The sequence below is a fragment of the Rhodococcus sp. NyZ502 genome (assembly GCF_041464245.1).
Lineage (GTDB): Bacteria > Actinomycetota > Actinomycetes > Mycobacteriales > Mycobacteriaceae > Rhodococcus_F > Rhodococcus_F qingshengii.
In genome coordinates, this window is sequence record NZ_CP167155.1 from 4,410,629 (window position 1) to 4,427,971 (window position 17,343).

Genomic DNA, 17,343 nt, shown 5'->3' on the forward strand with positions numbered 1-17,343 from the left:
AACGTGAGACACTCCGGCAAACGTGAACACCTCGGTTTCGGGCTCCGATCGAAGGTTCCGAAGTAAACGAGTACAGCCGTCACAGGCAAGTCGGCTACCGATTGTCGGAGCTTTGCGGCAAGCTGTGGGAATGATCCGACCACCGTTCGTGGCGCGCGTTGCCGCGGGACTCGCCGTCACCGCGATGGAAGAGGCAAAGAAGTTGCCCACCACCGCCGTCGCCCTGCCGATGACCGCCGTGAGCCAGATGCTGCAGACAAGCATGCGCGTGCAGCAGTCGATCACCTCGCTGGCGATCAAGGGCGATCAGGCATTTGCACTGATCAATTGGTCTTCCGAGGACGAACAGCCCGAGTGGGCGGTCTTCGACGAAGACGTCGATGCGCCTGCTGACCCGACGCCTTCCACCGGATCGACCACCGCTGACACCCCGACCAACGCCGGTCGCTTCGCGCTCTACTCGCTCGAGCCGACTGCCCCCATCGAGGAACCCGCACCCGTCGCCGAGTCCGAATCCACGGCAGCTACGACGGACGGACCTGCCGAAGAGCCCGAGATCGTCACCGAACTCGACTACCCCAACCTCACACTCGCACAGCTCCGTGCGCGCATCCGGACGCTCAGCATCGACGAGCTGACCGCAGTCCTGGACTACGAGAATGCGACGCTCGCCCGGGCACCGTTCCAGACCATGCTCACCAACCGCATCACCACAGCCAAGGCAAAGTGACTTCCGCAACGCCCCCCGCTTCATCGCAGCGATCGTCCGGCGCCAGCAGCGCTGAGCAGCCGTGGCCGGTCCGCACGGTTTCCGCCAAGGTCGCCGGCTGGATCGATCGGCTCGGCAGCATCTGGGTCGAAGGCCAGATCACCCAGATCAATGCACGCCCCGGCACCCGAACGGCCTTTCTCGTCCTGCGTGATCCGTCGGCAGACATGTCGCTGTCGATCACGTGCTCACCGCAGTTGTTGCACAATTCCCCGGTGCCGTTGACCGAGGGCTCGCGTGTCGTGATGTTCGGCAAGCTCTCGTTCTACACCGGACGCGGAACGGTGTCGTTGCGTGTCACCGAGATTCGCGCCGTGGGTATCGGTGAGCTGCTTGCCCGCATCGAGAGACTGCGCGCCTTGCTCGCCGCCGAGGGCTTGTTCGATCCGCGTCTCAAACGGCCGCTTCCGTTTCTGCCCGGCACGATCGGCCTGATCACGGGCCGAGCCAGTGCGGCCGAGAAGGATGTCGTCTCAGTCGCCCATCGTCGTTGGCCAGCAGTTGCCATCGCAGTGCGTAACACCGCGGTTCAGGGCCCGACTGCTGTTCCCCAGATCATCGAAGCGCTGAAGGAACTCGACGCCAACCCGGTAGTCGACGTCATCATCCTCGCTCGCGGCGGCGGTAGCGTCGAGGATCTCCTGCCGTTCTCCGACGAAGCGCTGTGCCGCGCCATCGTGGCCTGCACGACGCCGATCGTCAGTGCCATCGGACACGAGCCGGACAGCCCGCTCAGTGACCACGTCGCCGACCTGCGCGCAGCCACACCCACGGACGCGGCCAAGCGCGTCGTACCCGACGCGGTTGCGGAAGCTGCCCTGGTTGCGGATCTGCGTGACCGCAGCGCTGCGGCACTGCGCAGCTGGGTCAAGCGTGAGTCTCATCTGATCGAACAGTTGCGCACTCGACCGGTCATGGCATCACCGCTGCTCGCGGTGGACCGTCGCGCCGAGGAGGTCGAAAGGCTCCAAGCCGCCGGGCGACGCGATGTGACTCGGTTGATCGACACCGAGTCCCGAACGATCGAGCATCTGCGCGCCCGGCTCACCACGCTGGGCCCCGCCGCGACGCTGGCCCGCGGGTACGCAGTCGTGCAACGTGTTGTCGCCGATGGCGATCCGGAGGTTCTGCGCTCGGTCGAGGACGCGCCACCCGGTACCCAGATTCGAGTTCGACTTGCAGACGGCGCCGTTCGCGCCGCAGTGATGGGAAGAGAAAAATGAGCAACGCCACCGACACCGACATCAACGAACTCGGCTACGAAGCAGCCCGGGACGAACTGGTGAGCGTCGTGAAGATTCTCGAACAGGGCGGTCTGGACCTCGACGCGTCACTCTCACTGTGGGAGCGAGGCGAAGCGTTGGCCAAGCGCTGTGAAGAGCACTTGGCCGGCGCGAGGGCCCGCGTCGAAAAGGCTCTGGCCGAAGCGGACGAGTAGCGTCCGCTCCGACCGCAAATCCTATGGCGTGATCGGCTGCGCTGCGCCGACCTTCTCGGCAAGTATCCGGAACTCTTCCGGCGTCGCCGCGCCCGTGAGCAACAGGCGAACATCCCCGACGTCCGTGACCCAGATCGACTCGACACCTTCGCCGCCGAAGACGTTCCACGTATCGGCACCGACGGTCTCGACTCCGGTCGCGAATCGCTGTCCACCGGCAACATGTGACACCAACGGGAATTCCTCGGCGTTGCTCTGTGTCAGCTGGATGTAGCGACCACTGGTCGTGATGAATCCCACAGTGCTCGAATCTCCGCCGCCGTCGCCGGAGATGATCTTGCGACTGCCGGAGTTCGGAGTCCACCCGTCCGGAACACCGGGATTACGGATGGGAAATCCGAGTTCCTTCGCGTCGTAGTTCAGAGCTGCGTCCACATCGACGCTCGGGATAGGCCCCTGTGTCGGGCCGCCAGGACTGAACGTGCACTGGCTGGCGATGCCCGCAATGATGATGCAGAACAGCACCAACGGTACGAGAGACCAGACCATGTCTTTGTTGTCTTCGAGAATGCGGGGTTTCTTCGATGCCACACCCCCAGTATCCAGGTACTCCGCAGTAGATACGATTCCCGGTCCCCCTCGAGCGAGACAAAACGTCTCTGCGGCGACCCGACAGCGCACGTAGCCGCTCCCATCTGGGACAATGACGCCTGAAGAAACCACTGCGTCGACACACCCCGTCGACCGCGACCGCGCCAGGAGGCACCGCACATGACGGCCAGCAGCACTCATCGTGAGACCCCGGACCGTAACCTCGCACTCGAATTGGTCCGAGTCACCGAAGCCGGTGCTATGGCTGCCGGCCGCTGGGTAGGCCGCGGCGACAAGGAAGGCGGCGACGGAGCAGCCGTCGACGCCATGCGTCAGCTCGTCTCGTCAGTCTCGATGCGCGGCATCGTCGTCATCGGTGAAGGCGAGAAGGACGAAGCGCCGATGCTGTTCAACGGCGAAGAGGTCGGAAACGGCGACGGCCCCGACTGTGACTTCGCCGTCGACCCGGTCGACGGCACCACCTTGATGTCCAAGGGCATGCCCAACGCAATCTCTGTTCTGGCTGTTGCCGAGCGTGGCGCGATGTTCGATCCGTCGGCCGTGTTCTACATGGAGAAGATCGCTGTCGGGCCGGATGCCGCAGATGTCATCGACATCAGCGCACCGATCGCCGAGAACATCAAGCGCGTAGCCAAGGTCAAGAAGGCGTCGGTCTCCGACATCACGATCTGCATCCTGGACCGCCCGCGTCACAACCAGCTGATCCAGGACGTTCGCGACACCGGCGCTCGTATCCGTCTGATCTCCGACGGTGACGTTGCCGGCGCGATCGCCGCAGCGCGTCCGGAGTCCGGCACCGACATGCTCGTGGGCATCGGCGGAACGCCAGAGGGCATCATCGCCGCAGCAGCCATGCGCTGCATGGGTGGATCGTTGCAGGGCAAGCTGGCCCCCACCGACGACGAAGAGCGTCAGAAGGCCATCGACGCCGGTCACGATCTCGATCGGATCCTGTCCACCGAAGATCTCGTCTCGGGCGAGAACGTCTTCTTCTGCGCCACCGGCGTCACCGACGGTGACCTCCTGCGCGGCGTCCGCTACTACGGCGGCGGCGCCAGCACGCAGTCCATCGTGATGCGTAGCAAGTCCGGCACCGTTCGCATGATCGACGCGTACCACCGTCTCGAGAAGCTGCGCGAGTACAGCTCCGTCGACTTCGACGGCGAAGAGGGCGCGGTTCCCCCGACGTTCTGATGGGCTCCGCCCCGTGAGTGGTTAGGGAGTCCCTGCACTCCTCAACCGCTCACGGGGGACGTAGTCCCCTACCCGCTCTCGAAAAGTGGCAATGTGGAGCCATGACGGAGAGCAACGATCAACAGTTCCGAATCGAACACGACACCATGGGCGAAGTTCGGGTGCCCATCGACGCACTGTGGCGAGCACAGACCCAGCGTGCAGTCGAGAACTTCCCGATCAGCGGGCGCCCGCTCGAGCGCACCCAGATCCGCGCAATGGGCCTGCTGAAAGCAGCGTGTGCGCAGGTCAACAAGGACCTCGGACTCCTCGACGCGGACAAGGCCGACGCAATCATCGCCGCCGCGAACGAGATCGCCGAAGGCAAGCACGACGATCAGTTCCCCATCGACGTCTTCCAGACCGGCTCGGGAACCAGTTCGAACATGAACGCCAACGAGGTCATCGCATCCATCGCGAAGGCCGCCGGTGTGGACGTACATCCCAATGATCACGTCAACATGTCGCAGTCCTCCAACGACACCTTCCCCACCGCCACGCATGTCGCAGCTACCGAAGCAGCGGTCACCGATCTTGTTCCGGCACTGGAACATCTGCATGCTGCGCTTGCCACGAAGGCGACCGAGTGGAAGACCGTCGTCAAATCCGGGCGCACCCATCTGATGGACGCTGTGCCGGTCACGCTCGGTCAGGAGTTCGGCGGCTACGCACGTCAGATCGAGGCCGGCATCGAGCGCGTCAACGCAACACTCCCCCGCCTCGGCGAGCTGCCGATCGGCGGAACAGCAGTCGGCACCGGTCTCAATGCTCCGGATGGATTCGGCCCCAAAGTTGTTGCCGAACTGGTCAAGTCGACCGGCGTCGACGCGCTGACTCCGGCGAAGAACAGCTTCGAAGCGCAGGCCGCGCGTGACGGACTGGTCGAGGCATCGGGCGCGCTGCGGACCATCGCCGTCTCACTGACGAAGATTGCCAACGACATTCGGTGGATGGGATCGGGTCCGCTGACCGGGCTCGGCGAGATCGCACTCCCCGATCTGCAGCCGGGTAGCTCGATCATGCCCGGAAAGGTGAACCCGGTCCTGCCCGAGGCAACTACTCAGGTTGCGGCTCAGGTGATCGGAAACGACGCCGCCATCGCGTGGGGTGGCGCCGCCGGAGCTTTCGAACTCAACGTCTACATCCCGGTCATGGCTCGCAACCTGCTGGAGTCGTTCACCTTACTGGCCAACGTCTCTCGACTGTTCGCCGACAAGTGCGTGAGCGGACTGGTCGCGCACGAGGAGCACCTCAAGACACTCGCCGAATCGTCGCCGTCGATCGTGACGCCCCTCAACTCGGCAATCGGTTACGAGGAAGCCGCAGCCGTCGCGAAGCAGGCGCTCAAAGAGAAGAAGACGATCCGTCAGGTCGTCATCGAGCGCGGACTCGTCCCGGACAAGCTGAGCGAGGAAGAACTCGACAAGCGTCTCGACGTTCTGGCGATGGCGAAGGTCAAGGACTGAACAAACAAAAGAGTGGCGGTTTCCACTTCGGAAACCGCCACACTTTTCCCTACACCGTAGTGGTTGCCCGCCACTCGTCGGTGCGATCGGGGCTCGCCTCGGCCAATGCTTTCAGCGTCGCTTCGCGATCGAAATCCTTGCCGTACACGGGAGTTCCCGGCTGCTGACGCCAGGAATCGTCGATCGTTCCCGCATCGACGGGATCGAAGCCCAACTGATTGATCAGATCGAAGACGACCTGCTTGTTCGCGTCGTCGTCGCCGGCGACGGGTAGCGCAATGCGCCCCTCTGCACCTTCGGGAAGCCCCTTCTCGAGGAGATGCTTCCACCAGATTCCGTTGAACGCCTTGAACACCGGTACACCCAGGTGTTCCTGCACCCATCCGCTTTCGGTCTGTCCGCCCTCGATGGCGGCGATCAGACCGTCACGCTGTTGCGGGTAGTAGTTGTTGGTCTCGATGACCGGGGCACCGGCGACCGCACCGCTGAGAATCCCCGCCGGTAGATCAACCACGTTCTTCTGCGGAATGCTCACGATGACCAGCTCGGCACCCTCGGCGGCCTCGGTGCTGCGGACTGCCTTCGCGCCCGTCTCCGCTTCCAGTTCTGCAAGCGTGTCCGGTGTCCGCGAGTTCGAGACGCGCACGTCGTGACCGAGCGCAGCGAGCCTACGTGTGAGCGTGCCACCGATCTGACCGGCTCCGATGATTCCGATGCGCATGACCCTGCTCCTTCGTCGTGTGCAGTGGCGATCGCGCCACCGCTGCATTCGTCAACGACGAGAACGCACCGGGTCATTCCGCACCGACCATTTCAACTCCCGTTGATTCAATCGGTTGACGGATCGAGCGCGAGCCTGATGCGGACACTGACCGGGTCGGTCTGCAATCCGCGAAAGGCAGAGGCCGTCAGCGCCGATCTGATCTTCCCCGACGCAAATGTCTTCACCCGCGCCGGCACGTCGTCGTCCGGCATGATCTGGGCCTGTCCGTCCACCCACTCGCCGCGGCGACGGATCCGAACCTTCGGCGTCGCAGAGATATTGGCACCCCACCCCGTGCCGGTGCCATGCTGCGCAATGACCCACGCCTCGTCACCGTCGTAGGTGATCGCAACGGGCACTCGGCGGGTCAGACCGGTTCGGCGTCCAACCGTCTCGATCTCGGTCATCAACGACGGCATCAAACCGATCCGATTCAATCCGGTGACCAGCGGATTGGCGAAGTACTTCCCGACTGCGACTTCGATTCTTCGTCTTCGTGCAACTGACGTCGGTACCGGCATGTCGTTTCCTCTCCTCCGAAGCTGGTGCTCGAAGCAACAGCTCTATACCGCACGATATAACCACTGTTCGGGAGTTTTGCCACCAAGAATCTCCGTCGATACCCACCACCTGCACACAACACTTGACTGTGTCTGCCGGTTACATCTAGTCTCAGATTCGTTCCTATACCGATCGACATACTGGGAGGCAGTGATGAACACACCTCGAGACGCCTCGTTGCCATGACCGGCCCGCAGACGCGTTGTCCGATCGCCGCAGCGCGTCGCAAGTGGGGAGTACCAAGAGAATCAGCGGCACCAGATGATTCGAACAGCACTGCGATTGCATACGATGGCGGGATGGCCGACTCCGATTCCCGCACTCTGATGCTGGTCGGCGCCATCAATGCCTTCCGTGAACACGGGATCGCGACGACCTCGCTCACCGAGATCGTCGAACGCTCGGGAACTCCCCGCGGGTCGGTGTACCACTACTTTCCCGAGGGCAAAGGACAGCTGGCCGGCGAAGCAGTTGCCTACTTCGGCCGGGGCGTCAGTGCCGCCATCAGTTCGATGATCGCTCAGTCTTCCCCACCGGAGATCATCGACGCGGTTGTCACGATATTTCGAAACAGCTTGGTAGAGAGCGATTTCACCTCCTCCTGTCCGGTCGCAGCCGCGGCAGTGGAGGGCGCGTCGACGCCGGCGGCATTAACTGCTGCGGGCGAATCCTTCACCTCGTGGGAATCGCTTCTCACATCGTTCTTCTGGCAGCAGGGACAGCCGTCCGAGACTGCAGCACAGTGGGCAACCGTCGTGATCGCGTCAATCGAAGGCGCGACGCTGATGGCAAAAGCTCAGCACACCACGGCGCCTCTCGATCGCATCGGCGCTCACCTCAAGGCTCTGGTCTCGGCCCCGAGCTGACCAACCCTCTTTCTTCCAACCGCTGCTGCCGTCCGCGCAGGAGCAGAGATGGCGTACAAACATGTCTCACACACTTGCACCGGCGCCCTCGGCGCCCATGATGACCAAGTCCCGTCGATTCACTGCGCTGATCTTCATCTGCCTCGCCGAACTCCTTGTCGTGCTGGACAACACAGTGGTCAACGTCGCATTGCCGACGATGAGCGTCGACTTGTTCGCCAGCGTCAGCGACCTGCAATGGATCGTCGACGCGTACACGTTGACCTTCGCCGGGTTCCTACTCACTTTCGGCCACCTGGGTGACCGCTTCGGACGCCGCCGAGTGATGATCATCGGCTTGATCGGCGTCGGTGCGATGTCGCTCGTCGGCGCTTTGGCTTCCAACCTCGAACAGGTGATCATGGCGCGAGCCGCCATGGGTGTCTTTGCCGCAGCGGTCTTTCCGGCTACATTGGCCATGATCACCAACATCTTCACCGACGCCAGAGAACGAGCCATCGCCATCGCAGCCTGGACCGCAATGGCCGGCTTCGCGATTGCCATCGGCCCGACTGCGGGCGGCTGGCTTCTCGAGCACTTCTCCTGGCACTCGGTGTTCTGGATGAACGTTCCGGCAGCACTGTTGGTCATCGTGGGTGTGCTGCTGGTTGTTCCGGAATCGAAGGCGCTCCACGTCGGCCGATTCGATTTCGTCGGAACAATCTTGTCGCTACTGGGCATCGTCATTCTGGTGTGGACCATCATCGACGCACCACATCGCGGATGGGTGTCGACATTCAGCATCACGGGATACCTCTCTGCGACAGTGTTGTTGGCCGCATTCGTAGCATGGGAACTGCGCACCGACGCGCCGATCCTGAACATGAATCTCTTCCGAATCCGGCGGTTTTCTTTCCCCGCCTTGGCTATTGCGGTCAGCTACTTCAGTATGTTCGGGTTCTTGTTCCTGATCACGCAGTACTTCCAGGGCGTTCGCGAATACTCGCCGCTCGAATTCGGCATCCACTCTTTGCCTTTCGCCGCCGCTGTCGCCGTGGGCGCCCCCGTCGCCACCTTGGCGGCACAGAAACTCGGCACGACCGCAGTGATGGTGTTCGGCCTCCTCGTCCTCAGCGGCGGCATGTTCCTGGCGGGTCGGACGACCGTCGAGACGCCCTACCTCGGACCCGTCGTGATCTCGATGGTTCTCATGGGTCTGGGCCTCGCAATTGTCCAGGGACCGGCGACCGACTCCATCATGTCCTCGGTGCCCCTCGACGAAGCGGGCGCAGGTTCGGCAGTCAACGACACGACGCGTGAGCTCGGCGGGACCCTGGGCGTCGCCGTCATCGGTTCGATCGTCGCCTCGTACTACACGTCCAAGGTGGCTCCGATCGTCGACGCCATTCCCGACGCCGTGATGTCGGCGCAGGAGAAAGGCTTCGCTCGTGAGTCCGTACTCAGCGTCATCGAAATCCGCTCCCGCGACATCAGTCCGCTCTTCGAGCAGCAGAAGGACAGTCTGATCTACACGATGAAGACCGCATGCCTGGAAGGCTTCGCCATCGCGTCGTACTTCACGGTCGGAGCAGCATTGATCACCGCTCTGCTGGTCGCGTTGTTGCTCCCTTGGAAGCCGGTCACGGAAGGCTCCATTCTCGGCAGTCTGACAACCAAGACCCCGAAGTAGCTACAAGGTTTCCCGATTTGTCCCAATATCAGCCCGCCGTTCCCCGATACTGGATTGACCGAGTGGTACCGACGACAACCCTGCTAGGGAGAATCTCGTGTCCATCACCAGTAGAAACAGCTCGCGACTGTCGGCAGCGGCGGTTCCGGTAGTACTGACGGTCGCCCTGCTCGCCGGATGCTCGTCCGATTCAGACAACACCTCGGCGCCCGGGCCGGTCGTCAGCGACGCCAGCCCGGGTCTCGACGCCGGGGTGCCGATCCCGGACGGGCAAATCGACGACGCGGTCGGGAAGCTCGACGACCTCGCGAACGATCTCATGGCAAGTTCCGGTGTTCCCGGCATGGCGGTGGCCGTGGTGCACGGAGGTAAGACTGTGTACGCAAAGGGATTCGGGGTTCGTGAGTTGGGTAAGAGCGCCACCGTCGATGCCGACACCGTGTTCCAACTGGCATCGGTGTCGAAATCGGTCGGGGCCACGGTGGTCGCCCACGAAGTCGGAATCGGGACCGTCGACTGGGACACTCCGGTGATCTCGAAACTGCCGGGGTTTGCGCTTGCCGATCCGTGGGTGACCGACCACCTCACGATCTCCGATCTCTACACGCATCGGTCGGGGTTACCGGACCACGCCGGCGACGGGCTGGAGGACCTGGGCTACAACCGGGCCCAGGTGCTCGAAAAACTTCGCCAACTACCGCTCAATCCCTTCCGAATCACATACGAGTACACGAACTTCGGCGTCACTGCCGGTGCGGAGGCCGTTGCAGCCGCGGCGGGCACCGATTGGGAAACGCTGTCGCAGAACACGATCTACGGTCCGCTCGGTATGACGTCGACGTCTTCGCGGTTCGCCGATTACCAAGCCCGAGAAAATCGAACAGTCGGCCACATCCTCGAAGACGGAAAGTACAAGGTAGGGCCGGTTCGGGACGCCGACGCCCAATCCCCCGCCGGTGGAGTCAGCTCCTCGGTGAACGACATGGCCAAGTGGTTGGACATGGTGCTGTCGGGCGGTCGGTATCAGGGGCAGCAGGTCGTTCAGACGGAGGCGCTCGTGCCCGCAGTCAACCCGGAAATCGTCTCGCGCCATGCGCAGGAAATCGGGGAACGCTCCGGCTTCTACGGCTACGGGTTCAACGTTTCCGACAGCGCGGCAGGCCGTGTGACCGCCAGCCACTCCGGCGCCTTCCTGCTCGGTGCCGGGACCAATTTCGTGACGATTCCCTCCGCTGACGTCGGCATAGTCGTTCTGACCAACGGCACGCCCACCGGCGTCGCAGAGACCTTGACCGCCGAATTCGCCGATCTGGTGCAGTTCGGGAAGATCACCCGTGAGTGGCGCCCGCTGTACGAAGCGTCCTTTGCCTCACAAGCCGACCCTGAGGGCGAACTTGCCGGGAAGACGCCGCCGGCCTCCCCCGCTCCCGCGCCACCGACAGACCAATTGACCGGCGACTACGGCAATCCGTACTGGGGTCCCGCGCTCGTGACGCAGCAGAACGGTGCGCTGACCTTGACCATGGGTCCCGCGGCCGCGACGTACGCTCTGACCCACTGGGACGGAAACACCTTCACGTTCCCGCTCAGCGGCGAGAACGCACCGGCCGGGACGGTCTCGAAGGCCACCTTCGACGGAAACTCGCTAACCTTGGAGTACTTCGATCACGATCATCTCGGTACCTTCATCCGGGCAACACCGGCCGAATAATCAGCCAAGGACACCCCATGAGTAGTTCGACAGCCACGGTGAACGCAATGTTCGCGGCCCTCACCGATTTCGACGTGGACGCCGCAGCCGAATTGATGACAGACGACATCGTCTGGCAGAACGTCTCGCTCCCCACCCTGCGAGGCAAGAAGACCGTCGTGCGAGCGCTACGTCTGGTCACCAAGCCTTCACTGAAATTCGAGGCGGAGATGCACCACATCGTCGGCGACGAGTCCACGGTGCTCACCGAACGCACCGACATCCTCACCGTCGGACCGCTGCGCATCGAGTTCTGGGTATGCGGAACTTTCGAACTGCGCGACGGCAAGGTCTGCGTCTGGCGGGACTACTTCAGTCTGCGAGACGTCGCGTGGGGCGTGGTGACCGCGGTCGGCCGCGCAGTCGTCGGGACCGGGACACGAAGTAGGCTTGCTCCGGCCTGAAATCACCTGCCGAAAGCGAGCGAACCTGCCATGTCCGAAAACACCACGCCTGACTCCTTCGACGCCGGATTGGCTGTGCGCACCGAAGTCATGGGGGCCGATTTCGTCGACGCCGCCTTCGAGCGCACCCGGGGAACGGACAGCGAAGAACTGCAGAACTTCGTGACGGCCAACGTCTGGGGTTCGGTATGGACGCGTCCCGGACTCGATCGCCGCAGTCGCAGTCTGATCAATCTGGGGATGCTGATCGCGCTGCGCGCCGAGAACGAACTCAAAGGCCACGTACGTGGGGCATTGCGAAACGGCTTGACGCGCACCGAGATCGTCGAAACCGTGATCCACGCGAGCGCGTATTGCGGCGCTCCGGCGGGGCTGGCGGCGATGCGTGTCGTGCAGGAAGTTCTCGACAACGAACTGGGACCGCTGCAAAACTGAACAACTTCAAACCCAGGCATCTCCCCGTGCAGACCGAAGTCCGCACGGGGAGATCACTTCTCAGGAAGTGGGGCCGAACTCCTCGAGCATGTCGGTCACCAACTCGGCGATCGGCGAACGCTCACTGCGCGTGAGTGTGATGTGCGCAAAAAGCGGGTGCCCCTTGAGCTTTTCGATGACGGCCGCAACTCCGTCGTGCCTGCCCACTCGCAGGTTGTCACGCTGCGCGACGTCGTGCGTGAGGACCACTCGCGAGCCGGTTCCCAGACGAGAAAGCACTGTCAGCAGAACATTTCGTTCGAGCGACTGCGCTTCGTCGACGATCACGAACGAATCGTGCAGCGACCGACCGCGAATGTGCGTCAGCGGCAACACTTCCAGCATTCCGCGGGCGAGAACCTCTTCGAGAACCTCTGGCGAGGCCAACCCGTCGAGAGTGTCGAAAACGGCCTGAGCCCACGGGCCCATCTTCTCGCTCTCACTACCGGGAAGGTAGCCGAGTTCTTGTCCGCCAACGGCATACAACGGACGGAAGACGACAACCTTGCGCTGAGTGCGGCGTTCGAGAACGGCTTCCAAACCTGCTGTCAGAGCCAAGGCCGATTTACCGGTGCCCGCCTTACCACCGAGAGAGATGATGCCGATGCTCTCGTCCATGAGGAGATCGAGCGCAATGCGCTGCTCGGCGGAGCGGCCGTGCAACCCGAACGCCTCGCGCTCACCGCGCACCAACTGGATGCGCTTGTCGGGAGTCACCCGACCGAGGGCGCTCGACGAACCACCGAGCAGGCGAAGACCCGTGTGACACGGTAGATCTCGCGCTTCGTCGAGGTCCAGGAAACCCTCGTTGAACAGCTCGTCGATGTCCGTCGAGGCGACGTCCAGCTCAGTCATGCCCGTCCATCCGGATGGCACGACGTCGTGAGCGTGGTACTCGTCGGCAGGTAGTCCCACCGCGCCTGCCTTCACACGAAGCGGAATGTCCTTGCTGACGAGGACTACATCCTTGCCCTCCGCAGCAAGATTCAGCGCACACGCCAGAATCCTCGAATCGTTACTGTCCGTGCGGAATCCGACGGGCAGGACCGCAGGGTCGGTGTGATTGAGTTCGACCTGCAGTGTCCCGTTCTCGGTGCCGATCGGCACCGGACGGTCGAGGCGGCTGTATTCGATCCGTAGATCGTCGAGCATGCGGAGCGATTCTCGGGCGAACCATCCCAGTTCGTGGTGGTGCCGTTTGCCTTCGAGTTCACTGATCACGACCAGTGGGAGTACCACGTGGTGTTCGGCGAATCGAGTGACAGCCCATGGATCGGACAGTAGTACCGAGGTATCCAAGACGTACGTGCGAAGTGCATCTCCCGAATGATTCCCGGCTGATAGATCAGCCCGGGCCGAGTGGGCAGAGACGGAGCGTGATGCAGTCACGTTGGGCTCCTAGGTCTGCGCGGCACCCGCGCAAACTCAGCTCGCTGGGCCGGACGGCTCTGGTGTCAGGTGACGCTGTGTCAGCTGAAACAAGGGCCGGGCGCCGGCCCTCTCGTACTGAGTGTTTCAGTCACGATCAGAACCTCCCGCACAAGTAACTTCTGGTTACTCGTTACTGCCGACGGTACTGCGGATCGGACACTCGCGCCACGGAACGAGCCGCACATCTGGTGAACGCCAGGTAACAAAATGCCACTCGTGTGATTCGGCGTCACTCAGGACTCGATCAGACCCCACTTCGCGGCGCGCACCGCTGCCTGAACCCGCGAATTGGTTCCGGTCTTGACGAAGATGTTCTCGAGATGGGTGGCGACGGTGCGACGGCTGACGAACAACTCCTCGGCGATCTCTACATTGCCCGCGCCCCTGGCCACCAATTGCAGTACTTGGATCTCCCGTGGGCTCAGATGGACACGATCGAGCGCCACCTGGTCCCCCACGACGCGCGAGCAGGCTGCGCTGGACGCCGCCACCACCTCCCGTACGCGATCGACGACGCCGGAATCCGCGAAGCTCATGTGCAGCAATCCGGTCACCTCACGGCCGGAGAACCCCAATGCGACCGAGGCACCCTCGGCGTACCCGGACGGCCGCAGAACATCGGTGACCATCTCGACCTGCTCGAATCGTGGCACGTCCTGCCAGAACACGGGCACGCCCGAAGCCTCGCGAATGATGCCGAAGAGATTGCGATCGGCGATGAAGTCGTCGAGCAGGAACTCGAGCACCCTGTCGTCGTATCCGGAACTCGCCAGAGCCCGATGCCTTCCGCTCGACGGGTCTCGGTACGTGACAGCCGCAGCCGAGTACGCGAGTCCACGTGCGCGGAGTTCTTCGGCGCACAGGCCGAGAATGCCGTACGCCCCGGCCGCCGGCGATCGCGGCGCGAACATGTCAGGTCCAGCGCCGCGATCAGGCAGTACAGACGTCATCACATCAATCTAACCAATCGTGTGAGCTAGGCCACGACCAGTGAATCGGCCGGCTTCTTGTCCGCCCACGGACGTGCCGCTTCGAAGTTCGCGGCAGTCCGCAGGACCAGTGCGTCCCGGCGGTGACGTGCGGCGATCTGCAGCCCCACCGGTCGACCGTCGGCGGTGAATCCGGCGGGCACGGTGATCGCCGGATTGTTGAGCATGTTGTACGGGTAGGTGAAGAGCCAATCGAGCAACTGCTCACGCAGCGACGCACCCTCGAGCCACGACGGCGCGAACTGACTGAGCGGGAACGTGGCCGAAGCCAAGGTCGGCGAGACCAACACGTCGTAGTCGTTCATGAACGCGGTCCACGTGTCCCACATGACGCCGCGGAATGCGTCGGCCCGCCCGACGTCGACACCGGTGAGCCGCTCGGCCTCGTGCATGATCTCGATCAGGTTGTCGTCGACCTCGCCGCGCTGGTTCTCCCAGTCGAGCAAGTCGTATTCGGAAGCGAAACCGGGAACCCAGATGCCGTTCCACATCGACTCCGACGGATTTCCCCACTGCGGGGTCGCCTCGGTGATCCGGGCACCCAATTCCTCGAATGCCGCCAGCGCGTCGAGGCACACCGCCAGCACCTCCGGATCAACATGGCCGAGGCCGAGATTCGTCGACCACGCGACGCGAAGCCCCTTCACGTCACCCTTCGCCGCTTCGACGTACGAGGTCTCCGCACGCTCGATCGAGAGCGGATCCGCATTGTCCGGCCCGGCCATGATGTCGAGCATGAGCGCGTTGTCGGCGACGGTCCTGGTGATCGGACCGTGGTACGCCCAGTTGTAGAACCGCCCGGCCAGAATGGTCTGCGGAATGACGCCGGTGGTCGGTTTGAGCCCGACGACCCCGCAGAGTGCCGACGGGATACGCACCGATCCCGCGCCGTCACTGCCCTCGGCGAGTGGCCCGAGGCCCGCAGCCACGGCAGCCGACGCACCGCCACTGGACCCGCCCGCGCTGTTGCCGAGCTTCCACGGGTTGTGCGTCGGCCCGTACAGGTGGTTGTCCGTGCCTCCGTAGTAACCACTTTCGGGAGTATTCGTCTTTCCCAGGAACAGTCCGCCGGCGCCTCGCAGCCTGTCCACGACGACGGCATTTCCCGTCGCGATGTTGTCGGCCATCGGCTTCATCCCGAACGTGGTCGGCAGCCCGTCGACTGCCGTCAGATCTTTGATCGTGAACGGAACGCCGTGCAGCGGGCCGAGTTTCTCGCCCGCTTCCTGTTGCCGTGAGAGTTCGGCCGCATCGCGCGTCACCTGCTCGCGATCGAACTGGACTATCGCGTTGATCGACGGATTGACGGCGTCGACGCGCTGGATCATCGCTTCGGCAATCTCGTTGGGCGAGAGACTGTTCGACGCGACCGACGCCGCCATCTCGGTAGCGGAGAGCCAATGCAGATTCTGTTCGGTCATGGGGTTTCCTTCGCCGGAGGGGTGATGCTCTCAGGCTAGGAAGCGCCGAACTCGGCCACCATCGGTCATGTGACCGATGCCACAATCCGCGACTGGCAAAAAACCAGCGGCCCGGCCCCTCGCAAGGGACCGGGCCGTCGGTGAAGGAGTTCCTAGACGTTCTTGCTGAGCAGGCCCCAGTTCTCGAGACCGTCGTACAGCGGAAGGTCGAGGGCGAGCTTGGCGACGCGCGCACGCAGCGCCGGCAGATCCGCGTTGCCGGCCAGAGCGGTACCGATGATGTCGGCGACCTCGGTGAACTCGGCATCGCCGAATCCGCGAGTGGCCAACGCTGCGGTACCGATACGCAGACCGGAGGTGGTCATCGGCGGGCGGGGATCGAACGGAACAGCGTTGCGGTTGACCGTGATGCCGATTTCGTGCAGAAGGTCCTCACCCTGCTGGCCGTCGAGCTGCGAGTTACGCAGGTCCACGAGCACGAGGTGGACGTCTGTGCCGCCGGTCAGGACGCTGATGCCCTGGTCTGCGACGTCCTTGTTGCCCAGACGCTCGGCAAGGATGCGCGCACCGGAAAGGGTGCGTGCCTGACGATCCTTGAACTCTTCACCGGCAGCGATCTTGAAGGTGACTGCCTTGGCCGCGATGGCGTGCATGAGCGGTCCACCCTGCTGACCGGGGAAGACAGCGGAGTTGAGCTTCTTGGCCCACTCTTTCTTCGCCAGGATCAGGCCCGAACGCGGACCACCGAGGGTCTTGTGGACGGTCGAGGAGACGACGTCTGCGTACGGGACGGGCGACGGGTGCAGGCCTGCGGCAACCAGTCCGGCGAAGTGAGCCATGTCCACCCACAGGTACGCCCCGACCTCGTCGGCGATCGCACGGAACGCCGCGAAGTCCTGCTGACGCGGGTACGCGGACCAGCCGGCAACGATGACCTTCGGCTTCTCGGCGAGGGCGATCGAGCGCACCTCGTCCATGTCGATGCGGTGATCTTCCTTGCTGACGCCGTAGGACGCGACGTCGTACAACTTGCCGGAGAAGTTGAGCTTCATGCCGTGCGTGAGGTGACCGCCGTGTGCAAGGTCGAGGCCGAGCAGCTTCTCACCCGGGTTCATCAGTGCCATCAGAACAGCAGCGTTGGCCTGTGCGCCCGAGTGCGGCTGAACGTTCGCGAACTCTGCGCCGAAGAGTTCCTTCGCACGGTTGCGCGCCAGATCCTCGATGACGTCGACGTGCTCGCAACCGCCGTAGTAACGACGTCCCGGGTAGCCCTCGGCGTACTTGTTGGTCAGGACGCTGCCCTGAGCCTGCAGAACCGAGCGGGGAACGAAGTTCTCCGACGCGATCATCTCGAGCGTGTCGCGCTGACGAGCCAATTCACCAGCCATCGCCTCGGCGACTTCGGGGTCGAGTTCGGCGAGTGATGCAGAGTTGACGTCGGAGCCGGGCACAGCGGTCATCGAGGAATCTCCAAGCTGGATGCGGAAACGAATGCGT

Annotated in this window: 17 protein-coding genes; 10 read left to right on the forward strand and 7 right to left on the reverse strand. The window is 63.3% G+C overall.

Annotation, left to right across the window (positions count from 1 at the left end; translation table 11 throughout):
• The first annotated feature begins 130 nt into the window (after nucleotides 1-130).
• From ACBG85_RS20145 to ACBG85_RS20155, 3 genes are read left to right on the forward strand one after another with little or no spacing between them, the layout of a single operon-like run.
• Nucleotides 131-730 carry a lipid droplet-associated protein gene (locus ACBG85_RS20145; protein ID WP_030536251.1) on the forward strand — a complete coding sequence of 200 codons (600 nt, stop codon included), beginning with the start codon at nucleotides 131-133 and terminating at the stop codon, nucleotides 728-730.
• Nucleotides 727-1,992 (forward strand): exodeoxyribonuclease VII large subunit, encoded by a 1,266-nt coding sequence (gene xseA, locus ACBG85_RS20150; RefSeq protein ID WP_007726351.1) that lies wholly within the window; start codon nucleotides 727-729, stop codon nucleotides 1,990-1,992. Before ACBG85_RS20145 ends, xseA begins: the two co-directional genes overlap by 4 nt.
• Complete coding sequence (locus tag ACBG85_RS20155; RefSeq protein WP_003945276.1) at nucleotides 1,989-2,207, forward strand: exodeoxyribonuclease VII small subunit; 219 nt, start codon at nucleotides 1,989-1,991, stop codon at nucleotides 2,205-2,207. The genes xseA and ACBG85_RS20155 overlap by 4 nt, the downstream gene beginning before the upstream one ends.
• Nucleotides 2,208-2,228: 21 nt before the next feature.
• Here ACBG85_RS20155 and ACBG85_RS20160 read toward each other — a convergent pair whose 3' ends face one another.
• On the reverse strand, nucleotides 2,229-2,798 hold the full coding sequence (locus tag ACBG85_RS20160; protein WP_003945206.1) for a DUF4245 domain-containing protein: 570 nt from the start codon (nucleotides 2,796-2,798) through the stop codon (nucleotides 2,229-2,231).
• Nucleotides 2,799-2,978: 180 nt separating this feature from the next.
• On the opposite strand from ACBG85_RS20160, the gene glpX reads away from it, so the two are divergent.
• Together glpX and ACBG85_RS20170 are read left to right on the forward strand one after the other, a co-directional pair.
• On the forward strand, nucleotides 2,979-4,013 hold the full coding sequence (gene glpX, locus ACBG85_RS20165; protein ID WP_003945202.1) for a class II fructose-bisphosphatase: 1,035 nt from the start codon (nucleotides 2,979-2,981) through the stop codon (nucleotides 4,011-4,013).
• A 101-nt stretch (nucleotides 4,014-4,114) separates the two neighbouring features.
• Nucleotides 4,115-5,518: a class II fumarate hydratase gene (locus ACBG85_RS20170; RefSeq protein ID WP_003945220.1), complete on the forward strand. Its 1,404-nt coding sequence runs from the start codon at nucleotides 4,115-4,117 to the stop codon at nucleotides 5,516-5,518.
• Nucleotides 5,519-5,567: 49 nt separating this feature from the next.
• Here the strand turns inward: ACBG85_RS20170 and ACBG85_RS20175 are convergent, their stop codons facing one another.
• Nucleotides 5,568-6,287 carry an NADPH-dependent F420 reductase gene (locus ACBG85_RS20175; protein WP_075833944.1) on the reverse strand — a complete coding sequence of 240 codons (720 nt, stop codon included), beginning with the start codon at nucleotides 6,285-6,287 and terminating at the stop codon, nucleotides 5,568-5,570.
• Between the two features lie 59 nt (nucleotides 6,288-6,346).
• Nucleotides 6,347-6,802: a nitroreductase family deazaflavin-dependent oxidoreductase gene (locus tag ACBG85_RS20180; protein ID WP_372024532.1), complete on the reverse strand. Its 456-nt coding sequence runs from the start codon at nucleotides 6,800-6,802 to the stop codon at nucleotides 6,347-6,349.
• 339 nt (nucleotides 6,803-7,141) lie between these two features.
• Between ACBG85_RS20180 and ACBG85_RS20185 the strand changes: the two genes are divergently transcribed.
• From ACBG85_RS20185 to ACBG85_RS20205, 5 genes are all read left to right on the forward strand, one after another.
• Entirely contained in the window at nucleotides 7,142-7,708 is a 567-nt protein-coding gene (locus ACBG85_RS20185; protein ID WP_372024535.1) for a TetR/AcrR family transcriptional regulator, read from the forward strand.
• A gap of 97 nt (nucleotides 7,709-7,805) precedes the next feature.
• Nucleotides 7,806-9,377 (forward strand): MFS transporter, encoded by a 1,572-nt coding sequence (locus ACBG85_RS20190; RefSeq protein ID WP_047270321.1) that lies wholly within the window; start codon nucleotides 7,806-7,808, stop codon nucleotides 9,375-9,377.
• Nucleotides 9,378-9,474: 97 nt separating this feature from the next.
• The gene (locus ACBG85_RS20195) at nucleotides 9,475-11,088 is read left to right on the forward strand and encodes a serine hydrolase (protein WP_372024538.1); all 1,614 of its coding nucleotides are present in this window, start codon (nucleotides 9,475-9,477) and stop codon (nucleotides 11,086-11,088) included.
• Nucleotides 11,089-11,105: 17 nt separating this feature from the next.
• Nucleotides 11,106-11,531 carry a limonene-1,2-epoxide hydrolase family protein gene (locus ACBG85_RS20200; RefSeq protein WP_007726363.1) on the forward strand — a complete coding sequence of 142 codons (426 nt, stop codon included), beginning with the start codon at nucleotides 11,106-11,108 and terminating at the stop codon, nucleotides 11,529-11,531.
• 30 nt (nucleotides 11,532-11,561) lie between these two features.
• On the forward strand, nucleotides 11,562-11,966 hold the full coding sequence (locus ACBG85_RS20205) for a carboxymuconolactone decarboxylase family protein (RefSeq protein ID WP_003945227.1): 405 nt from the start codon (nucleotides 11,562-11,564) through the stop codon (nucleotides 11,964-11,966).
• A 60-nt stretch (nucleotides 11,967-12,026) separates the two neighbouring features.
• Here the strand turns inward: ACBG85_RS20205 and ACBG85_RS20210 are convergent, their stop codons facing one another.
• From ACBG85_RS20210 to glyA, 4 genes are all read right to left on the reverse strand, one after another.
• Nucleotides 12,027-13,394 (reverse strand): PhoH family protein, encoded by a 1,368-nt coding sequence (locus ACBG85_RS20210; RefSeq protein ID WP_003945274.1) that lies wholly within the window; start codon nucleotides 13,392-13,394, stop codon nucleotides 12,027-12,029.
• A gap of 275 nt (nucleotides 13,395-13,669) precedes the next feature.
• Nucleotides 13,670-14,386, reverse strand: coding sequence for a response regulator transcription factor (locus ACBG85_RS20215; protein WP_372024542.1), 717 nt, complete (start codon nucleotides 14,384-14,386; stop codon nucleotides 13,670-13,672).
• A 26-nt stretch (nucleotides 14,387-14,412) separates the two neighbouring features.
• A complete protein-coding gene (locus ACBG85_RS20220) occupies nucleotides 14,413-15,846 on the reverse strand; it encodes an amidase (RefSeq protein WP_372024545.1) in 1,434 nt (477 codons plus the stop codon).
• Nucleotides 15,847-15,998: 152 nt separating this feature from the next.
• Nucleotides 15,999-17,306 (reverse strand): serine hydroxymethyltransferase, encoded by a 1,308-nt coding sequence (gene glyA, locus ACBG85_RS20225; protein ID WP_003945195.1) that lies wholly within the window; start codon nucleotides 17,304-17,306, stop codon nucleotides 15,999-16,001.
• Nucleotides 17,307-17,343: the final 37 nt, after the last annotated feature.

Coding starts and splice junctions, on each gene's coding strand:
- ACBG85_RS20145 (WP_030536251.1), top strand. CDS start 131: ATGATCCGACCACCGTTCGTGGCGCGCGTTGCCGCGGGACTCGCCGTC.
- ACBG85_RS20155 (WP_003945276.1), top strand. CDS start 1,989: ATGAGCAACGCCACCGACACCGACATCAACGAACTCGGCTACGAAGCA.
- glpX (WP_003945202.1), top strand. CDS start 2,979: ATGACGGCCAGCAGCACTCATCGTGAGACCCCGGACCGTAACCTCGCA.
- ACBG85_RS20170 (WP_003945220.1), top strand. CDS start 4,115: ATGACGGAGAGCAACGATCAACAGTTCCGAATCGAACACGACACCATG.
- ACBG85_RS20175 (WP_075833944.1), bottom strand. CDS start 6,287: ATGCAGCGGTGGCGCGATCGCCACTGCACACGACGAAGGAGCAGGGTC.
- ACBG85_RS20180 (WP_372024532.1), bottom strand. CDS start 6,802: ATGCCGGTACCGACGTCAGTTGCACGAAGACGAAGAATCGAAGTCGCA.
- ACBG85_RS20185 (WP_372024535.1), top strand. CDS start 7,142: ATGGCCGACTCCGATTCCCGCACTCTGATGCTGGTCGGCGCCATCAAT.
- ACBG85_RS20190 (WP_047270321.1), top strand. CDS start 7,806: ATGATGACCAAGTCCCGTCGATTCACTGCGCTGATCTTCATCTGCCTC.
- ACBG85_RS20200 (WP_007726363.1), top strand. CDS start 11,106: ATGAGTAGTTCGACAGCCACGGTGAACGCAATGTTCGCGGCCCTCACC.
- ACBG85_RS20205 (WP_003945227.1), top strand. CDS start 11,562: ATGTCCGAAAACACCACGCCTGACTCCTTCGACGCCGGATTGGCTGTG.
- ACBG85_RS20215 (WP_372024542.1), bottom strand. CDS start 14,386: ATGACGTCTGTACTGCCTGATCGCGGCGCTGGACCTGACATGTTCGCG.
- ACBG85_RS20220 (WP_372024545.1), bottom strand. CDS start 15,846: ATGACCGAACAGAATCTGCATTGGCTCTCCGCTACCGAGATGGCGGCG.
- glyA (WP_003945195.1), bottom strand. CDS start 17,306: ATGACCGCTGTGCCCGGCTCCGACGTCAACTCTGCATCACTCGCCGAA.